Below are 17,612 nucleotides of genomic sequence, written 5' to 3' on the forward strand. Positions count from 1 at the left end.
ATTTTGTTTTTCAATTTGTCAATTCATGTTAAAATATTTCATAGAGAATATAAGAAAGGAATGTATGAAATGCTTTGGTTGTGGATCGGATGTGGCATAATGATGATATTGTTGGTAGCTGCCTATTGTTTAGGTAGATATTTTTTCCAACGGGCATTTGATGCAAAGAGTGATAAATCTGATATTATCCAAAATGCTTCACATAGGAAAAAGAAACCAGAAGATCTATGGTTTGAGCAAGAAGTTTCACATATTGATGTACAAATCAAAAGTCATGATGATTTAACGTTACAAGGAACAATCATCAGAAATCACAAAACAAAATGGGTCGTTTTGGTGCATGGATATATGGGGTGCAAAAAAGATCTTATACCGGCAGCGAAACGCTTTTATGATATGGGATGTTCCGTGTTATTGATTGATTTGCGTGGGCATGGGAAAAGTGAAGGAACTGTCATTGGTTTTGGAGCATTGGATCATTTAGATATTCACGCATGGTGCAAATACTTAACACAGCAATATCACGCTACCGATATTGCTTTATATGGCGTAAGTATGGGAGCTGCCAGTGTCATGATGTGTGCTGATGAAACCAATGGATGTGTTAAAGTCATCATCGAAGATTGTGGTTTTACTTCTTTACGCGAACAGTTAACCCATCAATTAAGAAAAATGTTGCCTCACGTACCGCCTTGTATACCGCTTTTTTGTTTATCTTTATGTTTAAGAGCAAAAGCCGGTTATACATTAAAACAGGCATGTCCTATGGATCATGTGGCACAGGCAAAGGTTCCTATGCTGTTTCTGCATGGCGAACGTGATAATTTTATTCCCATTACGATGATGGTACAATTAGCAAAAAGTTGTCCTACTTTGCATCATGTTGTACGTTTACCAAAGGGAAGACATGCCAATAGTTCTTTATTAGAACCACATCTTTATTGGGAAGAGGTAGTATCATTTTTAAATAAGATTCAATTTCTTCCATAGCATAAAAGCTTTTTATGAGGGCTTACTTGTCTTTAACTTGCATCATCCAAGTAACTCATAAAAAGCTTTTAATTTTTAATTACTTCTTCTATTGTTTGAATCATTGCCTGCATCTGTGATGTTAGCCACTTATTACGATGATAAAACACCTGTTGCCATACCTGAAGATGATAATCGTGTGGCGTCAGTATTTTTAAAACACCTTTCTGTAATTCCTCTTCTACACTAAAGCGGGGAAGAAAGGAGATTGCGAGGCCTTGTTTTACCATATCTACAAGAAAGGCAGTATTGCCGATTTCTAAAAATGGTTTTACGGTTAGTCCCATTCGGGCAGCCTGTTGCTGCAAAGCATAGCGATAACTGGCATCTTGTTCCGTAAGCATTAATTTTTCTGATAAGATATCAGCTAAGGTTATTGTTTTCTTTTGACATAAGGGATGATCGTAACGGGCAACAAATAAAACATCAGATGGATATTCTAAAACTTTGATCCATGCCCCATCTTGCAGCTGTTGATCCATTAAATATACCAAATCAACCTGATTATGATTCATATAATCCAGTAATTGATCGATCGAAGCTGTTTCAATACGTAAGGAAACACCGGGATAGCGTTCATGAAACAATTTACAGATGACAGGAAATATGGAAGAACAAATACTCTCTATCATTCCTATACGTAATGTTCCGGTGAGCTGTGTTTGCGTTTTCATGGCGTTGCAGGCAGCATCTTTTGCTTGCAAGATTTCATTGGCATGGAGCAGAAATAATTCTCCTTGGGCCGTTAAAGATACGTGACGAGGAAAACGTTCAAATAAATGGGTTTGCAATTCTTCTTCCAGTTGTTGTATCTGAATTGTTATCGCTGCTTGTGTGTAGCCTAGGGCTTGCGCTGCTTTGGAAAAGCTTTCTAATTGTGCGGCTGTTACAAAGGTCTTAAGATGCTTGAAATCCATATGTCCTCCATAAAAAATATTTAATTGAAGTATAAAATATATAAATTATTACTATATGTAAAGACATGATATACTAAGTATATAGGAAAGTCAACAAGGAGTAGGGATATGCGAAAAGAAGACAGTATGTATCAGAAATATATTAATATTCTAAAAACAGAATTGGTACCGGCCATGGGATGTACAGAGCCAATAGCAATCGCTTATGCGGCAGCACTTGCCCAAAAAACTTTACAGGAAGATGTGAAACATGTTGAAATATATGCAAGTGGCAATATCATCAAAAATGTTAAAAGTGTAACAGTACCAAATACCAATGGACGAAAGGGCATCTTAGCGGCAGCAGCCATCGGTATTTGCGCCGGAGATCCAGATAAAAAATTACAGGTAATTTCTAAGGTCAAAACAGAGGATATTCAAAAAATGGAAAAATTTCTGGATACTGTAGATATGCAGCTTCATCGTATCCAGAGTGGCTGTGCTTTGGAACTTATTGTAAAGGTATTTAGCGAGGAACATCATGCACTTGTACATATACGTAATACACATGCGAATGTTGTTCTCATCAAACATGATGAAGCAATTATTTATCAAAAAGAAGATGAACTGCAACAAGAAACCGGTTATTCTTTACAGATGAAACAAATCTATGATTTCGCAATGTCAGTTGATGTTAAAGATGTAGAAGAAATCTTAGAACGTCAAATTGCGTATAATGAGGCTATTGCCAATGAAGGTTTGCGGGGGAATTATGGGGCAGGTATTGGAAATGTATTATTACATACATATGGAACTGCGGTAGAGGTTAAAGCTAGAGCAATGGCGGCAGCTGGCAGTGATGCGCGTATGAGTGGCTGTGAACTTCCGGTCATCATCAATTCAGGGAGTGGAAATCAGGGAATGACTGCTTCTTTACCTGTTTTGGTTTATGCTAAGGAATTGCATAGCTCACATGAACAATTGATGCGTGCCTTGATCATAAGTAATCTGACAACGCTTTATCAAAAACAATTTATTGGGCGTTTATCGGCTTATTGCGGTGCTGTCAGTGCCGGAGCTGGTGCTGGAGCTGGTATTACATATTTACGTGGTGGTGATTATGAGCATATTTGTCATACGATCGTAAATGCTTTGGCAATTACGAGTGGAATGCTTTGTGATGGAGCTAAACCAAGCTGTGCTGCGAAGATAGCTTCAGCAGTAGATGCCGGAATCCTAGGGTATGCAATGTATAAAGAAGGAAAACAATTTTATCGCGGAGAGGGCATTGTGGGTGACTCTATCGAAAAGACCATGGAAGGCATCGGTCAACTAGCACGCGATGGCATGAAAGAATGCGATGATGAAATTATCCGTTTGATGATTCAATCCATATCATAGGGCATATTACATACTACATCAGACGATCATAAGCACGATGGTATATGAGATACATATATTATTTTCTATGTGCTAAAGATTTCATAAAGGAAAAGTCTTTTAAAAATAAGGAACACGGATTAAAGCCAGCAGGGTACTTATATTATAGAGACTTTTCTTTTCTATAACTTATCTTTTATCTGATTCTTTTGTTATGGCTTTTTGCGCTTTTAGTTCCTGAATATTAATATCGGGAGTGACTATCGTATAAATACCACACAGAATGGTGTTGGTATAAAAGGTGATAACTCGCCATAACAACATCATAGCAGCTGCATTGACTTTACCAACGATAGGAGTAAAGATGAGTGCAAATGTTGTTTCTGCTACACCGTGTTTGCCGTAGATTGGCAAGGAAGATAAAATGAGATCGACAAAGAAAGAGGCACTGAAAAACAAGGGGATATCATATAGACTGACTTCTATATGCAAGGCAATTGCGATTAAGATAGGCAGCGAATGGCGTAGTATTAAACGTAATGTATTTACTAGATGGATGCGCAATAGCAGTTTTCGATCTTGTACATATAAAATATTCACTGCTTGTAAAGATTTGCAAAATTGTTCCAGTTTTATTTCGATTGAAGCAGTCGTAACATGAAGGTTTAGCTTTTTCATAAACCAGAGCAATATCTGTATGAGAAGATGCTGCAAAAAGGGCCAAAAGAAAAGCAGCGATACAGCTATGAGCGGTATAAAACCAATCAGAAAACCGATAAAGGCAAAGGGGATTTCTTTCATAAACTGATTCACCAAAAAATCATAATTGATAGCGATGGCGAATGCAGCAAGTAATAAATAAGATATCTGATAAAGCAGCTGATCCATGACCAAGATAGAGCAAGCAACATCTGCTTTAAGTTTTTTCATCTTGAACATGACCATTTGTGCTGCTTTAGCAAACGCAGAAGCACTGACATTCATCAGAAACAAAGAAACAAGACCATTAGAAATGCCATTGTATAAACGATAATCATCTTGTGCTTTATGTCCTAACATACCAATGATGACACCGCCTAATATGCAAGTAATAAAACTTACCGTGATCAGTAAGAGTGAATGGTAGAAATCGAGGTTTTGCAGTAATTGTAAAATATCTTGCAGATCATCTTTTAAAGTAAGATACAACATGCTGATGACAAATAGAGTCAAGATCAGAATTTTTATAACTTGCTGATGTTTCTTCATAGTACTTCCTCTTTTTTCATTAGGATACACCTTTTTCATAATAAGAGCTAGTAATATAACGATTCTTTAGACAATAACAGGCAATTGTTCAGTATTGTAATTTGATAGAATTCATCCATTGTTCAAGAATATGCTGTTGTTTTTTCGACAATGTTGATAGGACCATATGTAAAGCTTCTTCCCAATCTGCACTTGCTGGCAACAGTAAAAGTTCATCAAGTGTTACCCAAGCGGTAAAGACAAATTGCTCAGCATAATGATGGCGCAAGAAGATGGCGAAATCCTTAGGAGTATACGATTGAAATAATACCGTTAATTCTTCCAAAGAAAAGATATAACTATCCCAAATCTCGATCATATCTTGGAAATTATGCAAATGCGTTCGAAAATAATGTATTTTTTCAGTAGTCGATGTCATAGCAGATAAGACTTCTTGATGGTGTGTGAATTCACTATTTAAACAAGCGGTCATTACTTGTAAGGTATATTGTTTTGGCGTGTTATCCTCAAAAATAAAAAGTTCTGCATGGTTTTCCATATCGTTTTGCAGTCGTTGATTTAGAATAGGAAAATAGGCATACACATACACATATACATCCTCGTCAAGATATGGCTGTAAGCTTAGATACATTTGTTGCAAAAGCTCCTGTGGTCGCATTATGGATAACCTTTTATTAAAAGCATCAAGAGCAGCAGCATCCAGCTGAACTCCATAAGATTGTTTCAGGTATACATGTAACAATACTTGAGGCAATAAGACTTCCACCAGATTCTGATTTAGTTCAAACAAAGAAACGTGTCGCTGCATTTGATAAAGCTTATAAATCATCGGAAGTTCTTGATAAAAAGGTTTCAGAAAGGCTACTTCATAAGATAGTTGTTCCAGATAATGAGAAATTAAATCAATTCCCTGTAAATGATACATTGCATGCTCCAAAGGCAAACCATCTAGCAATGGATAATCGATATCTTCTTTTTCAAAAGCATACAACAAAGGAGCATAAGGCGATGATAAACGTTTGAGATAGGTTGGAAAAAAATCGGTAAGGAGATAACGCAGACGTTCATTTGGGTACCATTCGGCATAGAGCTGGACTTTTGCTAAGCGGTGTTTGCAAGCATGGCATAAAAGCTCTAACTGTTGTAAACCATGAACATAACGTTTTTTTAAAGATGCATCATCTGTGGCATGATGGGCTATATAAGTAATGCTGATAAGCATATCGTTTGCTACGTGACGAGGAACACAGCTACTGTTATGGTGTGTATAAAGCTGAATCAAATGTTTAAGTAACTCCAGACGCTCTTGTTGCTGGTCGCTACTCTTTTTTTGTGTTTGTATGTTAGAGCTCATTTTCGTATTTTTAGCTGTTTGCAGCACCGTTTTATAAGGACTTTATCAAATGTTCCATATTGCATATGAAAGGTAAGCAGGGTATGCAGTATGGTGGCATCATTCACTTGCCAGGAAAACAAAGAGCGTAATTGATAATAGGAAAATATGGCATCATGAAGCATGGGTAAATATCGTGTTGCATCTGCATAAGGGGAGGCAGCCAGCGCTTTTATCAGCTCATATAAGATGTGATAGTCACTCTCTACCAAGTCAAAAGCGCTACAAGCATGCTGCACACTTTGTTTTAAGGCTGTCATATCTTCTGCACGCAGATGGTATCCATAAGATTGAAGTTGTTGATTGAGCGTTTGATTGACGGATAAAGCTTGAGATGTCGTATGCATTGATGATCACTTCCTTTCATGTAAAGAGTTTTATCACAAATAGGAAGCGAGGTATAGTCTTGAAAAAATGATGAATTTATGGTATTATATGAATACAAATAAGAGAAAAAAATCTTTAAACTATATGTCGATGGTGTTGAAACATCATTTTTTTATTTTATCGGGATGAAAAGAGCAGATACAGGGATTGAAGAAAGGGCATAAACAAGTCTCAATACAGTATTTAATCATACGAACGTATGATAGAAGTACATACAAAAAAAACATCGGTAAATACACCGATGTTTTGCGTTATTTCTTAAGGACGTTTTACGATAACAGCAGTACCCTGTCCGCCACCGATACACAGAGATGCTAAACCAACTTTTGCATCACGTTTGATCATTTCGTGGATCAATGTTACTAAGATACGGTTACCAGATGCACCTACTGGATGACCCAGTGCAATGGCACCACCATTTACGTTTGTCTTGTTCATGAATTCTTCGCGATCGATACCGTGTTCTTCCACTAATTCATGGATAACACCTAAACTCTGTGCTGCGAATGCTTCATTCAGTTCGACTAATTCAATATCCTGCAGTTTCAGACCTGCATAGTTCAATGCATGACGAATTGCTGGAGTAGGACCTAAGCCCATAGTCAATGGATCTACACCACCTTGGCCGATACCGATAACTTCACAAATTGGTGTTAAGTTATATTTTGCTACAGCATCTTCACTAGCTAATAATACAAAGCTTGCACCATCATTGATACCAGATGCATTAGCAGCTGTTACAGTACCATCTTTAATGAAAGCTGGGCGAAGTTTTGCCATTTTTTCAGGAGTAGATTTACGGTTAGGATGTTCGTCAGTATCAAAGATCACAGTTTCTTTTCTCAGTTTTACTTCTACTGGAACGATTTCATCTTTGAAACGTCCGCTATCAACAGCAGCTATTGCTTTCTGTTGAGATGCATAACCGAATTCATCTTGCATTTCACGAGTGATGTTATATTTTTTCGCAATATTTTCTGCGGTAACACCCATGTGAATACCATTCATAGCATCAGTTAATGCGTCGTAGATCATATGGTCCGTACATTTGAAATCTCCCATTTTGTTTCCTGTACGAGTGTTTGCAGGAATTAGGTAAGGAGCACCTGACATGCTTTCTACACCACCAGCAACAACGATATCATTGAAGCCAGTCTGGATAGACATAACACCTTCCATTACGGTACGTAAACCGGAACCACATACCATGTTAACGGAATGTGAACAAACAGATTCAGGAATACCAGCAGCCAATGCAACCTGACGGCCGATGTTCTGCCCCAATCCTGCACTTAATACGTTACCACACAGCAGTTCATCAACATTTTCAGGGGCAACGTGTGCGTCTTCCAGTAATGCTTTGACAACAGTAGCACCTAAATCAACTGGTTTAACTGTTGTTAAAGAACCCAGAAAACTACCGATTGCACTACGTTTAGCGCTAACAACATAAGTTTTTTTCATTTTCTCTACCTGTCTTTCTTTTTCGAAACCTTTCTTGATATGAATACTAACTTCATACATGAATATGATACCGAAAAAGGATACAGATGTCAACAGCTTGTGAAAAAATTAATAAGTTCTGTATGCATACTTTTGGGTGTTGTAAGTTTAGGATGTTGTCCCTTTATAAGTAGGAGGAAACGTTATCATTTTGATGCATCTTGACTACAATACTAAGAATTCCCAAAAAAGATTAGATTCAAAGCATAAGCATTTAACTAAAGTGTACATCAAGAGCCAAGGATATGACCTACTTATACAAGATTTTTTCTTTTCATGAATAGAAAGGGATGGTAAGCAGGAAAGGTAAGGATAATACAGGAAGAAAGGGTGCTAATGAAACGGGTTTTTTGTTTCTGTTAAAACTTGTTAAAATTTTAACAATTGTGTTGACGAAAGGAAAAAAGAGGGATAAAATTATATATGGATTATGGCTCCCGAAACGCCGGGATACCGCCTGTTATATACATTATTTATATATAGGCGCATGTAAGAATCCTATTAGTTCAAGAACATTCAAGGAGAGGAGAACACTTATGGACTTCATGTTAACAGAACAACACAAAATGATGAAGAAACTATTCGCTGAGTTTGCTGAAAAAGATGTCAAACCTCTTGCAGCAGAAGTCGACGAAGACGAACGTTTCCCACGTGAAAACGTTGAAAAAATGAGAGAGTGCAAAATGCTCGGTATTCCATTCCCAAGAGAATACGGCGGAGCAGGTGCAGATTACCTGAGCTACATTCTGGCAGTTGAAGAACTGAGCAAGAAATGTGGTACTACAGGTGTTGTATTATCTGCCCATACTTCTCTGGGAACTTGGCCAATTTTTGCATTTGGTACAGAAGAACAGAAAAACCGTTATCTGCCTGATTTATGTACAGGTAAGAAACTGGCTGCTTTCGGTTTAACAGAACCAAATGCCGGTACGGATGCTGCTGGTCAGCAGACAACTGCTGTAAAAGATGGCGATGATTATATCTTAAATGGTACAAAGATCTTTATTACAAACGCTGGTGAAGCTGATGTATATGTAATCTTTGCGATGACTGACAAGTCTAAGGGAACACATGGTATTTCTGCCTTTATCGTAGAAAAAGGTATGCCAGGATTTACAGTAGGACAGCACGAAAAGAAATTAGGTATTCGTGGTAGTGCTACTAGTGAATTGATCTTTAACAATGTGCGTTTAAGCAAAGATCAGCTGTTAGGTCAAGAAGGTAAAGGCTTCAAGATTGCCATGATGACACTGGATGGCGGACGTATCGGTATCGCTGCACAGGCATTAGGTATTGCTCAGGGTGCAATTGATGAAGTTGTTCCTTATGTGAAATCACGTAAACAGTTCGGTCGCCCTATTTCTAAATTCCAGAACACACAGTTCCAGTTGGCTGATATGCAGGTAAAAACAGATGCAGCTCGTCTGTTAGTTTATCAGGCTGCGATGGCTAAAGAAAACGGACAACCTTACACATACTTAGCTGCTGAAGCAAAATTATTTGCTGCTGAAGTTGCCATGGAAGTTACGACAAAAGCAATCCAGCTGATGGGTGGATATGGTTATACACGTGATTATCCAGTAGAAAGAATGTTCCGTGATGCAAAAATTACGGAAATCTACGAAGGTACTTCTGAAGTACAGCGTATGGTTATTTCTGGACAGATGTTGAAATAATAAAAGGAAAGGAAGAAGATCATGAAAATTATCGTTCTTGTAAAACAGGTACCGGATTCAACTGAAATCCGTGTCGATAAGGTAACAGGTACTCTGATTCGTGCTGGTGTACCAAGTATCATCAACCCAGATGATTTAGCTGGTGTTGAAGAAGCATTGAAAATTAAAGAGGCAACAGGTGCTCATGTAACGGTTATCTCTATGGGGCCTCCTCAGGCAAGCGGCATGCTGAAAGAACTGTATGGCCGTGGTGTTGATGAATGTATTTTGATTACTGACCGTGCTTTTGCCGGTGCGGATACATGTGCTACTTCTAGTACATTGGCTGCTGCCATTGAAAAAGTTGGTTATGACTTGATCATCGGCGGACGTCAGGCAATTGATGGTGATACTGCACAGGTTGGTCCTCAGACAGCAGAACGTCTGGATATTCCTCAGGTTACTTACGTGGATAAGATCATGGAAGTAAATGATAAGAGTGTTACAGTTCGTAAGTCATTAGAAGATACTGAAGAAATTATTGAAGCTAAGCTTCCATGTCTGTTAACAACATTAAGTGGAATGAACACTCCTCGTTACATGAACTGTAATGATATCGTTGATTCCTTCAGCAAAGAAGTGAAGATCATGACCTTTGCTGATTTGGATATCCCTGCTGAAAAAGTAGGTTTGGCAGGTTCTCCTACTAAGGTTCACCATACATTTACAAAAGATGTTACGGCTGAAACGGAAACTTACGATATGCCAGCAGCTGATGCAGCAAAACTGATTGCTAAAACACTGAAAGAAAAGCAGATCATTACGAAATAGGAGGAGAAAACAATGGCTAAATTTGAAGGATACAAAGATATTTACGTATTCGTTGAACAGAGAAATGGTGAAATTGCCAACGTCGGATACGAATTAATTTCTGAAGCTAGAAAATTGGTAGCATCAATTCCTCAGATGGGATTCCAGGTTGTTGGTGTTCTGTTAGGACACAACGTAACGGATAAAGCAAACGATGTTATCGCACACGGTGCTGATAAAGTAATCGTTGCAGATCATGAATTACTGGAAGGCTACTCTACACAATTCTATGCTGATACATTAACACAGATTATCGAAACATATAAACCAGACAGTTTCTTAACTGGTGCTACGGTATTAGGCCGTGACTTAGCTCCAAGAGTTGCTGCTCGTTTGAATGCAGGTTTGACTGCAGATGCTACAAAGATTGAAATCGATCAGGAAAAAGTTGCGGATGGTGAAGCATTATTATTAGTTACACGTCCTACTTTCGGTGGTAACCTGTTTGGTACAATCGTTTGTCCAGACACTCGTCCACAGATGGCAACGATTCGTCCAAACGTATTCAGCATGGATCCAGTGGATACTGCAAGAACAGGTGAAGTTGTAGCATTTACACCTGATTTCAAAGATACAGACGCAAAAGTTGTTGTTAAAGAAGTAATCGCTAAGGTTGTGGAAGGTATCGATATTACAAAATGCGATATCTTAGTAGGTGCCGGTCGTGGTGCTGAAGATTGCTTAGACATGGTAGAAGCAGTTGCAGAAGAATTAGGCGGTGCAATGTGTGCTAGCCGTGCCGTTGTTGATGATGGTTTTGCATCAAAAGACATTCAGGTAGGCCAGACGGGTAAGACCGTACGTCCTTCTCTGTACATCGCATGTGGTATTTCCGGTGCTTGTCAGCATGTTGCCGGTATGGAAAAATCAGATATGATCATCGCTATCAACCGTGATCCACAGGCTGAAATCTTCTCTATTGCAAACATGGGCTTCATCGGTGATGTAAAAGAAATCTTACCTCTTCTGAAAGAAGAAATCATCGCTGCGAAAAAAGCATAATTAAAATCATACGCAGAAGGTGGATAGGAAAATATTTCTATCCCCTCTGTTATATGAGATAAAAAAGGTAAAAAGGAGATAATGAACATGAAAAAAGTTGGTGTAATCGGCGCTGGAACAATGGGCCAGGGCATTGCAAACGCATTTGCTACAAATGGTTATGATGTAACTGTATGTGACATTAAGCTTGAATGGGCACAGGGCGGAATCGACAAGATCGGTAAAAAGTTAGACAAATTGGTAACCAGAGAAAAAATGACAGCTGATAAAGCTGCTGAAATCAAAGGTAACCTGAAGGCTGGCGAATACAAAGATTTGGCTGATTGCGACTTAGTAGTAGAAGCTGTTCTGGAAATCATGGAAACAAAGAAAGAACTGTTCTCTACATTGGATGAAATCTGTAAAGAATCTTGTATCTTTGGTACAAACACATCTTCTTTATCAGTAACAGAAATTGCAAAAGGTATCAAACACCCAGTAATCGGTATGCATTTCTTCAACCCAGCAGATCGTATGAAACTGGTTGAAGTTATCTCTGGTATCAATACTCCAGTAGAAACAAAAGAGGCTATCATCGAAATTTCTAAATCTTTAGGAAAGACTCCTGTTGAAGTTGCAGAAGGTCCTGGATTCGTTGTTAACCGTATCTTGATTCCTATGATCAATGAAGCAGCTACGATCCTGCAGGAAGGCATTGCTTCTGTAGAAGATATCGATACTGCTATGAAACTGGGAGCTAATCATCCTATGGGACCTTTAGCTTTAGGTGACTTGATCGGTTTGGATATCGTAGTAGCTATCATGGACGTATTGTTCAATGAAACTCACGATTCTAAATATCGTTGCTGTACACTGTTGAGAAAAATGGTACGTGGAGGCAAATTGGGTCAGAAGACTGGTGTAGGATTCTACGACTATACAAAATAAGTTCGAAACGTATGATAAAGCGAGTGAATCTATAATTTCTATATCCATTGAAATTGTGGATTCACTTTTTTAAGAAAGCGAGGATATAAACATGGAAACTATTTTAGTAAACTATGAAGGACATGTGGCTACCATTACCATTAATCGTCCAAAAGCATTGAATGCATTAAGTACACAGGTATTAACAGAATTGAATGAAGCTTTAAATGAAGTTGAAGCTAACAAAGATGTTTATGCGTTGATCATCACAGGTGCTGGTGAAAAATCTTTCGTTGCAGGTGCTGATATCGCGGAAATGAAAGAAAAGAACGTTGAAGAAGCTGCTGCTTACGGTAAATTCGGTAATGAAGTATTCCGTCGCATCGAAGCTTTCCGTTGTCCTGTTATTGCGGCAGTGAATGGCTTTGCTCTTGGTGGTGGCTGTGAATTGGCTATGAGCTGTGACATTCGTTTAGCAAGCGAAAATGCTGTTTTCGGTCAGCCAGAAGTTGGTTTGGGTATTACTCCAGGCTTTGGTGGTACACAGCGTTTAGCACGTATCGTTGGTGTTGGCATTGCCAAAGAAATGATTTATACAGCAAGAAATATCAAAGCACCTCGTGCTGCTGAAATCGGTTTGGTAAACAAAATCGTTCCTGCTGAAGAATTGATGGCTACAGCAATGAAGATGGCGAAAGGTATTGCCGCAAATGCACCAATCGCTGTTGCAAATTCTAAGAAAGCTATCAATAATGGTTTACAGACGGATATCGATGGTGGTATCGCTATTGAAGTGGAAGAATTCTCTAACTGCTTCGCTACTGAAGATCAGACATATGGTATGACTTGTTTCTTGGAAAAAGTAAAAGAAAAAACATTCTCTAACAAATAATAATGCATCTTCAAAAAGCGTATCTCTTGGTATACGCTTTTCCTTGTGGTAAAGTAAAACCATGAGAGATACAAAGGAGGTTATGAAGTTGAGTAAAGTTATTAGTCTTGAACAGGCAGTTTCCATGATTCCAGATGGTGCCAATATCGGTATCGGTGGTTTTATCGGCTGCGGTCATCCTCAGGAATTTTCTGTAGGAATTGAAGAAGCTTTTCTAAAAAGTGGTCATCCACGTGATCTTACCATCATGTTCTCCGCCGGTATCGGTGATGGAACAGATAAGCTTGGCTTGAATAAGTTGGGACATGAAGGTTTGTTAAAACGTATCATTGGTGGTCATTGGGGATTGATTCCTAAGCTGCAGAAATTGGTATTTGAAAATAAGGTAGAAGGGTATAACTTACCTTTAGGTACGATTTCTTTGATGTTCCGTGATATTGCCGGACATCGTCCTGGTACCTTCACAAAGATTGGTTTAAAGACATTCGTTGATCCTCGTATCGAAGGGGCTAAGATGAATGAGCGCTCAAAAGATGACTTAGTAGAATTGGTAAATCTGCATGGAGAAGAATGGCTGCTTTATAAGTCTTTCCCATTGAATGTTGCCTTGATTCGTGCGACATATTGTGATGAAGATGGAAATGCAACGATGGAGAAAGAAGCGGCAACCTTGGATTCCCTTTCAATTGCACAGGCTGCGAAAAATTCCGGTGGTATTGTTTTACTACAGGTAGAAAAAGTTGTGCAAAATGGAACCTTAGATCCACGTAAGGTAAAGATTCCTGGTATTTATGTTGATGGCATCGTAGTTTCTCGTCCTGAGAATCATATGCAGACGTATGCAGAACAATATAATCCTGCATTAAGCGGTGAAATTAAAGTGCCGGTGGATTCTATTCCTCCTATGGCTTTAAATGAACGTAAAGTCATCTGCCGTCGTGCAGCGATGGAGTTAGATCCTGAATGTGTTATTAATTTAGGTATTGGTATGCCGGAAGGAATCGCCAATGTCGCAAATGAAGAAGGATTACCAGGATTGAAACTAACAGTAGAAGCCGGTGGTATTGGCGGTGTACCAAATGCTGGTACGGCGTTTGGTACTTGTACGAATCCAGATGCAATCATCGATCAGCCATATCAGTTTGACTTCTATGATGGCGGTGGCTTAGGACAGGCATTCTTAGGTCTTGCGGAATGTGATAAAGATGGCAATATCAACGTATCTCGCTTTGGACCAAAGATTGCCGGATGCGGTGGTTTCATCAATATTACGCAGACATCTCCGGTAGTTGTATACTGTGGTACTTTTACAGCCGGTGGATTAAAGGTAGCTGTGGAAAATGGTGAATTAAAGATTCTGCAGGAAGGACGCATTAAGAAATTTAAAGAAAATGTGGAACAGATTACTTTCTCTGCAGAATATGCAAAAGATACCGGACAAAAGGTTGTGTACATTACAGAACGTGCTGTCTTTGAATTGCTAGACGGTGTTTTAACCTTAACGGAAATCGCTCCTGGAGTTGATTTAGAAAAAGATGTATTGGCGCATATGGAATTCAAACCTACGATTGCCAAAGATCTGAAACTTATGGATGCACGTCTATTCAAAGATGAAATCATGGGTCTGAAAAAAGATTAAAGAAATTCAGAAAGGTGCTCTTGTTGCACCTTTTTCCATTTTTCTACCGATTTTTCCATATTACTATTCATAATTTATTATTTTGTTATACTGAATATGCAATATAAAGCATATCACATGAAAGAATCATGTTGATATAGAGAATCTTATCATGCGGTGAGTGTAGACCATTGGTCATAGAGATTGATCGTAAGATGAGATTCAGGCTGATTACAGGGCTATCAAATGCATTCATGTTGGTGGTTATCGTTGGTAAGTAGCAGGTGAAGTTGTATGGTAGTAGTATATAATGCGCGAAATACCTGTAAATCAGCACAAGAGAAATGCAGTGATGAAAAGAAAACATCAGCTGCATTTCTTTTTTATGTAATTTGTATTATAATGATTCCATGATGAGGAGTGAAATATATGTATAGTTTTTGTAATGATTATAGCGAAGGCGCAATCCCTATGATTATGGAGCGTCTGCAGGAATTTAATAAGAAACAAAATCCAGGTTATGGAATGGATGAAATTTGTGATAAAGCAAGAGAAAAAATTCAAGAAGTACTGCAATGTCCTACGTGTGACATCCATTTTTTAGTTGGAGGAACACAAGCAAATTTAACTGTTATTGCCAGTGCATTACGTCCTTATGAAGCAGTTATGGCAGCCGATAGTGGTCATATCAATGTGCATGAAACAGGGGCTATTGAAGCAAGCGGACATAAGGTAGTCATTGTTGACAGTGCGGATGGCAAAGTCAGTGTGGAAGGAATTTATGAGGAAGTCAGACGCCATTGTGATGAGCATATGGTCAAGCCCAAAATGGTTTATATTTCAGATGCAACGGAGCTAGGCAGTGTGTATCGAAAAGCAGAACTACAGGCTTTGCGCAAGACATGTGATGCGTTGGGATTATATCTGTTTATGGATGGTGCTCGTTTAGGGTGTGCTCTGACAGCAAGTGATAACGATGTAAGCTTTGCTGATTTATGCAAATATATTGATGTCTTTTCCATTGGTGGTACTAAAAATGGTGCGCTATTCGGAGAAGCTGTCGTTATTGTGAATGAACAGTTGAAAAAAGATTTTCGCTATATGATAAAACAGCGTGGCGGTATGCTTGCGAAAGGTTGGTTATTGGGGCTACAGTTTTTATCCTTATTTGAAGACGATCAGTATAGAAAGATTGCGGCTCATGCGAATGCGATGGCACAAAAATTACAAACAGCATTTGTTGATTGTGGGTATTCATTATTTGCCAAATCATCCACGAATCAGATATTTGTCATTTTACCGAACGAGGTTATCAAAAAATTAGAAAAAGAATATGCGTTTCAGTTTTGGGAAAAGGTAGATGCTACACATACAGCAATGCGTTTTGTCACGAGTTGGGCGACACCTGAAGCAGTAATCGATGAATTTATCACATATCTAAAGCAAATTTAAGAAACAAAATCTGAGATGTTAGGGCGCCTTAGCAAGCAATATAATATGAGGTGCTCTTTTTATTGCTGACAGTACCTAACAAATGACAGAACTATGTCATTTCGTATGTGCATACTGTTTGCTGAGGTATATCAAGGACATCTTGCTCTTGGCTTTTTGATTCGCTTTAACAGTGCAATATTCACGTGATTAGGGCTTAAGGAAGATGCCGTTATTGTTTTAGAATGCTTCTTGGAATCCAGCCCATTATTCCATGACTTTTAACTAACGCATAATGCTCATACAAAGAAATAATTTTAACTGTTTCACCATGGCGTACGGGCAGTAAATAATTGGTATAATTTTCAGCACTAAAGTTGCCGTTTTCTTCATATAAAAAGGCTTTTGGTATCCACAATCGACGTCCTGTGGCTATTTGTTGACAATATGCTTGGTTTTTCTCTTCTTTCAAAACATGTACGGCACGTTCATGCCAGGTAATATAAATACTGTCTTTTTGCTTCGGTGTATAATTGGACAAAATTATTCCTTCTGGTAAATCATCACAATGGGCAAAGCTAAATTGTCCATGATGCAGAATGAGCGCATTTAATTGCCCTGCGCGTTTTACTGCATTGCCTCCATCTATAGCAATGATATGTTTTCTTTGATCAATTTGAGGATTAAAATCACAAATGGTAGAGCAATATTCACTTACCGGTATATGTCCGACGATGACGTATTTATGAAATGCTATGTTTTTTAAGAAAAAACGATCATGCCTCATTATGTCACGCATCTCATTTCCATAGGTTTGCTCATTTAGAATAGCTGCATGGGCAAAGATATAGTCTTGTGTTTCAATAACATGAGGAAAATCGGCGATGAAGGTTAATTCTTTACGAAAAGTGGACTTTAGTTTTCGTGCCAATCGTACCATATCTGTATCTTTTGTGATTTTTTCGTGCATACAAGCAGCCATTTCATGTATAAGACTGTTTTGGCGTTGGCATAAAACTTCATGTAAAAAATCCAATCGATATTCATATAAGATATTTTTACAAACAAAATCACAATTGCCAAGCATTAAGTGAACATGTGAATCTTGTGATAATTTCATTAAATAGGATAAAGTTTCCATGTTCTGTTGCCCTTTTTCTAATAAATCACCAACTAAAAATAATTCATCAAGAGTACTATCAAATTGTATTTGCTTAAGCAATTTTTGAAAGATATGTAAATTAGCATGTATATCACTGATTGCGATAATACGTCTGTTTGATGGGATGGATATGGATTTGGCACAGATGGAACGATCAATCATAAACAGTCTCCTTTTTGTTACTCATTATAGAAAAGATCTTTACCTTTTGCAAGCAAGCGCTTGCCAAGCAGCATGAAA

Annotated in this window: 15 protein-coding genes; 9 read left to right on the forward strand and 6 right to left on the reverse strand. The window is 38.3% G+C overall.

Annotation, left to right across the window (positions count from 1 at the left end; translation table 11 throughout):
• Positions 1 to 69: 69 nt before the first annotated feature.
• Positions 70 to 990 (forward strand): alpha/beta hydrolase, encoded by a 921-nt coding sequence (locus ACESSZ_RS08780; protein ID WP_331866766.1) that lies wholly within the window; start codon positions 70 to 72, stop codon positions 988 to 990.
• A 68-nt stretch (positions 991 to 1,058) separates the two neighbouring features.
• Here the strand turns inward: ACESSZ_RS08780 and ACESSZ_RS08785 are convergent, their stop codons facing one another.
• Positions 1,059 to 1,946, reverse strand: coding sequence for a LysR family transcriptional regulator (locus ACESSZ_RS08785; RefSeq protein WP_008688797.1), 888 nt, complete (start codon positions 1,944 to 1,946; stop codon positions 1,059 to 1,061).
• 108 nt (positions 1,947 to 2,054) lie between these two features.
• Here ACESSZ_RS08785 and ACESSZ_RS08790 point away from each other — a divergent pair, with 108 nt between their 5' ends.
• Complete coding sequence (locus tag ACESSZ_RS08790) at positions 2,055 to 3,326, forward strand: L-cysteine desulfidase family protein (protein WP_132225176.1); 1,272 nt, start codon at positions 2,055 to 2,057, stop codon at positions 3,324 to 3,326.
• Positions 3,327 to 3,494: 168 nt separating this feature from the next.
• Here the strand turns inward: ACESSZ_RS08790 and ACESSZ_RS08795 are convergent, their stop codons facing one another.
• The 4 genes from ACESSZ_RS08795 to ACESSZ_RS08810 form a co-directional block, all read right to left on the reverse strand.
• Entirely contained in the window at positions 3,495 to 4,553 is a 1,059-nt protein-coding gene (locus ACESSZ_RS08795) for a lysylphosphatidylglycerol synthase transmembrane domain-containing protein (RefSeq protein WP_008688795.1), read from the reverse strand.
• Between the two features lie 88 nt (positions 4,554 to 4,641).
• On the reverse strand, positions 4,642 to 5,907 hold the full coding sequence (locus tag ACESSZ_RS08800; RefSeq protein WP_331866767.1) for a DUF6179 domain-containing protein: 1,266 nt from the start codon (positions 5,905 to 5,907) through the stop codon (positions 4,642 to 4,644).
• Positions 5,904 to 6,293 (reverse strand): DUF6323 family protein, encoded by a 390-nt coding sequence (locus ACESSZ_RS08805; RefSeq protein WP_008688793.1) that lies wholly within the window; start codon positions 6,291 to 6,293, stop codon positions 5,904 to 5,906. Before ACESSZ_RS08805 ends, ACESSZ_RS08800 begins: the two co-directional genes overlap by 4 nt.
• Before the next feature lie 298 nt (positions 6,294 to 6,591).
• Entirely contained in the window at positions 6,592 to 7,797 is a 1,206-nt protein-coding gene (locus ACESSZ_RS08810; protein WP_026006713.1) for an acetyl-CoA C-acetyltransferase, read from the reverse strand.
• 575 nt (positions 7,798 to 8,372) lie between these two features.
• Between ACESSZ_RS08810 and ACESSZ_RS08815 the strand changes: the two genes are divergently transcribed.
• The 7 genes from ACESSZ_RS08815 (at position 8,373) to ACESSZ_RS08845 (ending at position 16,231) form a co-directional block, all read left to right on the forward strand.
• Entirely contained in the window at positions 8,373 to 9,512 is a 1,140-nt protein-coding gene (locus tag ACESSZ_RS08815; RefSeq protein WP_008688791.1) for an acyl-CoA dehydrogenase, read from the forward strand.
• A 21-nt stretch (positions 9,513 to 9,533) separates the two neighbouring features.
• A complete protein-coding gene (locus ACESSZ_RS08820) occupies positions 9,534 to 10,322 on the forward strand; it encodes an electron transfer flavoprotein subunit beta/FixA family protein (RefSeq protein ID WP_008688790.1) in 789 nt (262 codons plus the stop codon).
• Positions 10,323 to 10,334: 12 nt separating this feature from the next.
• Positions 10,335 to 11,363, forward strand: a complete 1,029-nt coding sequence (locus tag ACESSZ_RS08825) for an electron transfer flavoprotein subunit alpha/FixB family protein (RefSeq protein WP_008688789.1) — start codon at positions 10,335 to 10,337, stop codon at positions 11,361 to 11,363.
• A gap of 87 nt (positions 11,364 to 11,450) precedes the next feature.
• The gene (locus ACESSZ_RS08830) at positions 11,451 to 12,290 is read left to right on the forward strand and encodes a 3-hydroxyacyl-CoA dehydrogenase family protein (RefSeq protein WP_008688788.1); all 840 of its coding nucleotides are present in this window, start codon (positions 11,451 to 11,453) and stop codon (positions 12,288 to 12,290) included.
• 85 nt (positions 12,291 to 12,375) lie between these two features.
• Positions 12,376 to 13,161, forward strand: coding sequence for a short-chain-enoyl-CoA hydratase (locus ACESSZ_RS08835; RefSeq protein WP_202800583.1), 786 nt, complete (start codon positions 12,376 to 12,378; stop codon positions 13,159 to 13,161).
• Positions 13,162 to 13,249: 88 nt separating this feature from the next.
• Positions 13,250 to 14,800, forward strand: a complete 1,551-nt coding sequence (locus ACESSZ_RS08840) for an acyl CoA:acetate/3-ketoacid CoA transferase (RefSeq protein WP_017144638.1) — start codon at positions 13,250 to 13,252, stop codon at positions 14,798 to 14,800.
• Between the two features lie 408 nt (positions 14,801 to 15,208).
• A complete protein-coding gene (locus ACESSZ_RS08845) occupies positions 15,209 to 16,231 on the forward strand; it encodes a threonine aldolase family protein (RefSeq protein WP_008688784.1) in 1,023 nt (340 codons plus the stop codon).
• A 211-nt stretch (positions 16,232 to 16,442) separates the two neighbouring features.
• Here the strand turns inward: ACESSZ_RS08845 and ACESSZ_RS08850 are convergent, their stop codons facing one another.
• A complete protein-coding gene (locus ACESSZ_RS08850) occupies positions 16,443 to 17,534 on the reverse strand; it encodes a metallophosphoesterase (RefSeq protein ID WP_499842757.1) in 1,092 nt (363 codons plus the stop codon).
• Between the last annotated feature and the right edge of the window lie 78 nt (positions 17,535 to 17,612).

This window comes from Eubacterium sp. 3_1_31, from assembly GCF_964249515.1.
Lineage (GTDB): Bacteria > Bacillota_I > Bacilli_A > Erysipelotrichales > Erysipelotrichaceae > Longicatena > Longicatena caecimuris.

Bases quoted from the DNA above. Each gene is read 5' to 3' on its own strand.
- ACESSZ_RS08845 (WP_008688784.1), top strand. From the start codon at position 15,209: ATGTATAGTTTTTGTAATGATTATAGCGAAGGCGCAATCCCTATGATT.
- ACESSZ_RS08795 (WP_008688795.1), bottom strand. From the start codon at position 4,553: ATGAAGAAACATCAGCAAGTTATAAAAATTCTGATCTTGACTCTATTT.
- ACESSZ_RS08805 (WP_008688793.1), bottom strand. From the start codon at position 6,293: ATGCATACGACATCTCAAGCTTTATCCGTCAATCAAACGCTCAATCAA.
- ACESSZ_RS08830 (WP_008688788.1), top strand. From the start codon at position 11,451: ATGAAAAAAGTTGGTGTAATCGGCGCTGGAACAATGGGCCAGGGCATT.
- ACESSZ_RS08850 (WP_499842757.1), bottom strand. From the start codon at position 17,534: ATGATTGATCGTTCCATCTGTGCCAAATCCATATCCATCCCATCAAAC.
- ACESSZ_RS08785 (WP_008688797.1), bottom strand. From the start codon at position 1,946: ATGGATTTCAAGCATCTTAAGACCTTTGTAACAGCCGCACAATTAGAA.
- ACESSZ_RS08825 (WP_008688789.1), top strand. From the start codon at position 10,335: ATGGCTAAATTTGAAGGATACAAAGATATTTACGTATTCGTTGAACAG.
- ACESSZ_RS08810 (WP_026006713.1), bottom strand. From the start codon at position 7,797: ATGAAAAAAACTTATGTTGTTAGCGCTAAACGTAGTGCAATCGGTAGT.
- ACESSZ_RS08780 (WP_331866766.1), top strand. From the start codon at position 70: ATGCTTTGGTTGTGGATCGGATGTGGCATAATGATGATATTGTTGGTA.
- ACESSZ_RS08800 (WP_331866767.1), bottom strand. From the start codon at position 5,907: ATGAGCTCTAACATACAAACACAAAAAAAGAGTAGCGACCAGCAACAA.
- ACESSZ_RS08790 (WP_132225176.1), top strand. From the start codon at position 2,055: ATGCGAAAAGAAGACAGTATGTATCAGAAATATATTAATATTCTAAAA.
- ACESSZ_RS08815 (WP_008688791.1), top strand. From the start codon at position 8,373: ATGGACTTCATGTTAACAGAACAACACAAAATGATGAAGAAACTATTC.
- ACESSZ_RS08820 (WP_008688790.1), top strand. From the start codon at position 9,534: ATGAAAATTATCGTTCTTGTAAAACAGGTACCGGATTCAACTGAAATC.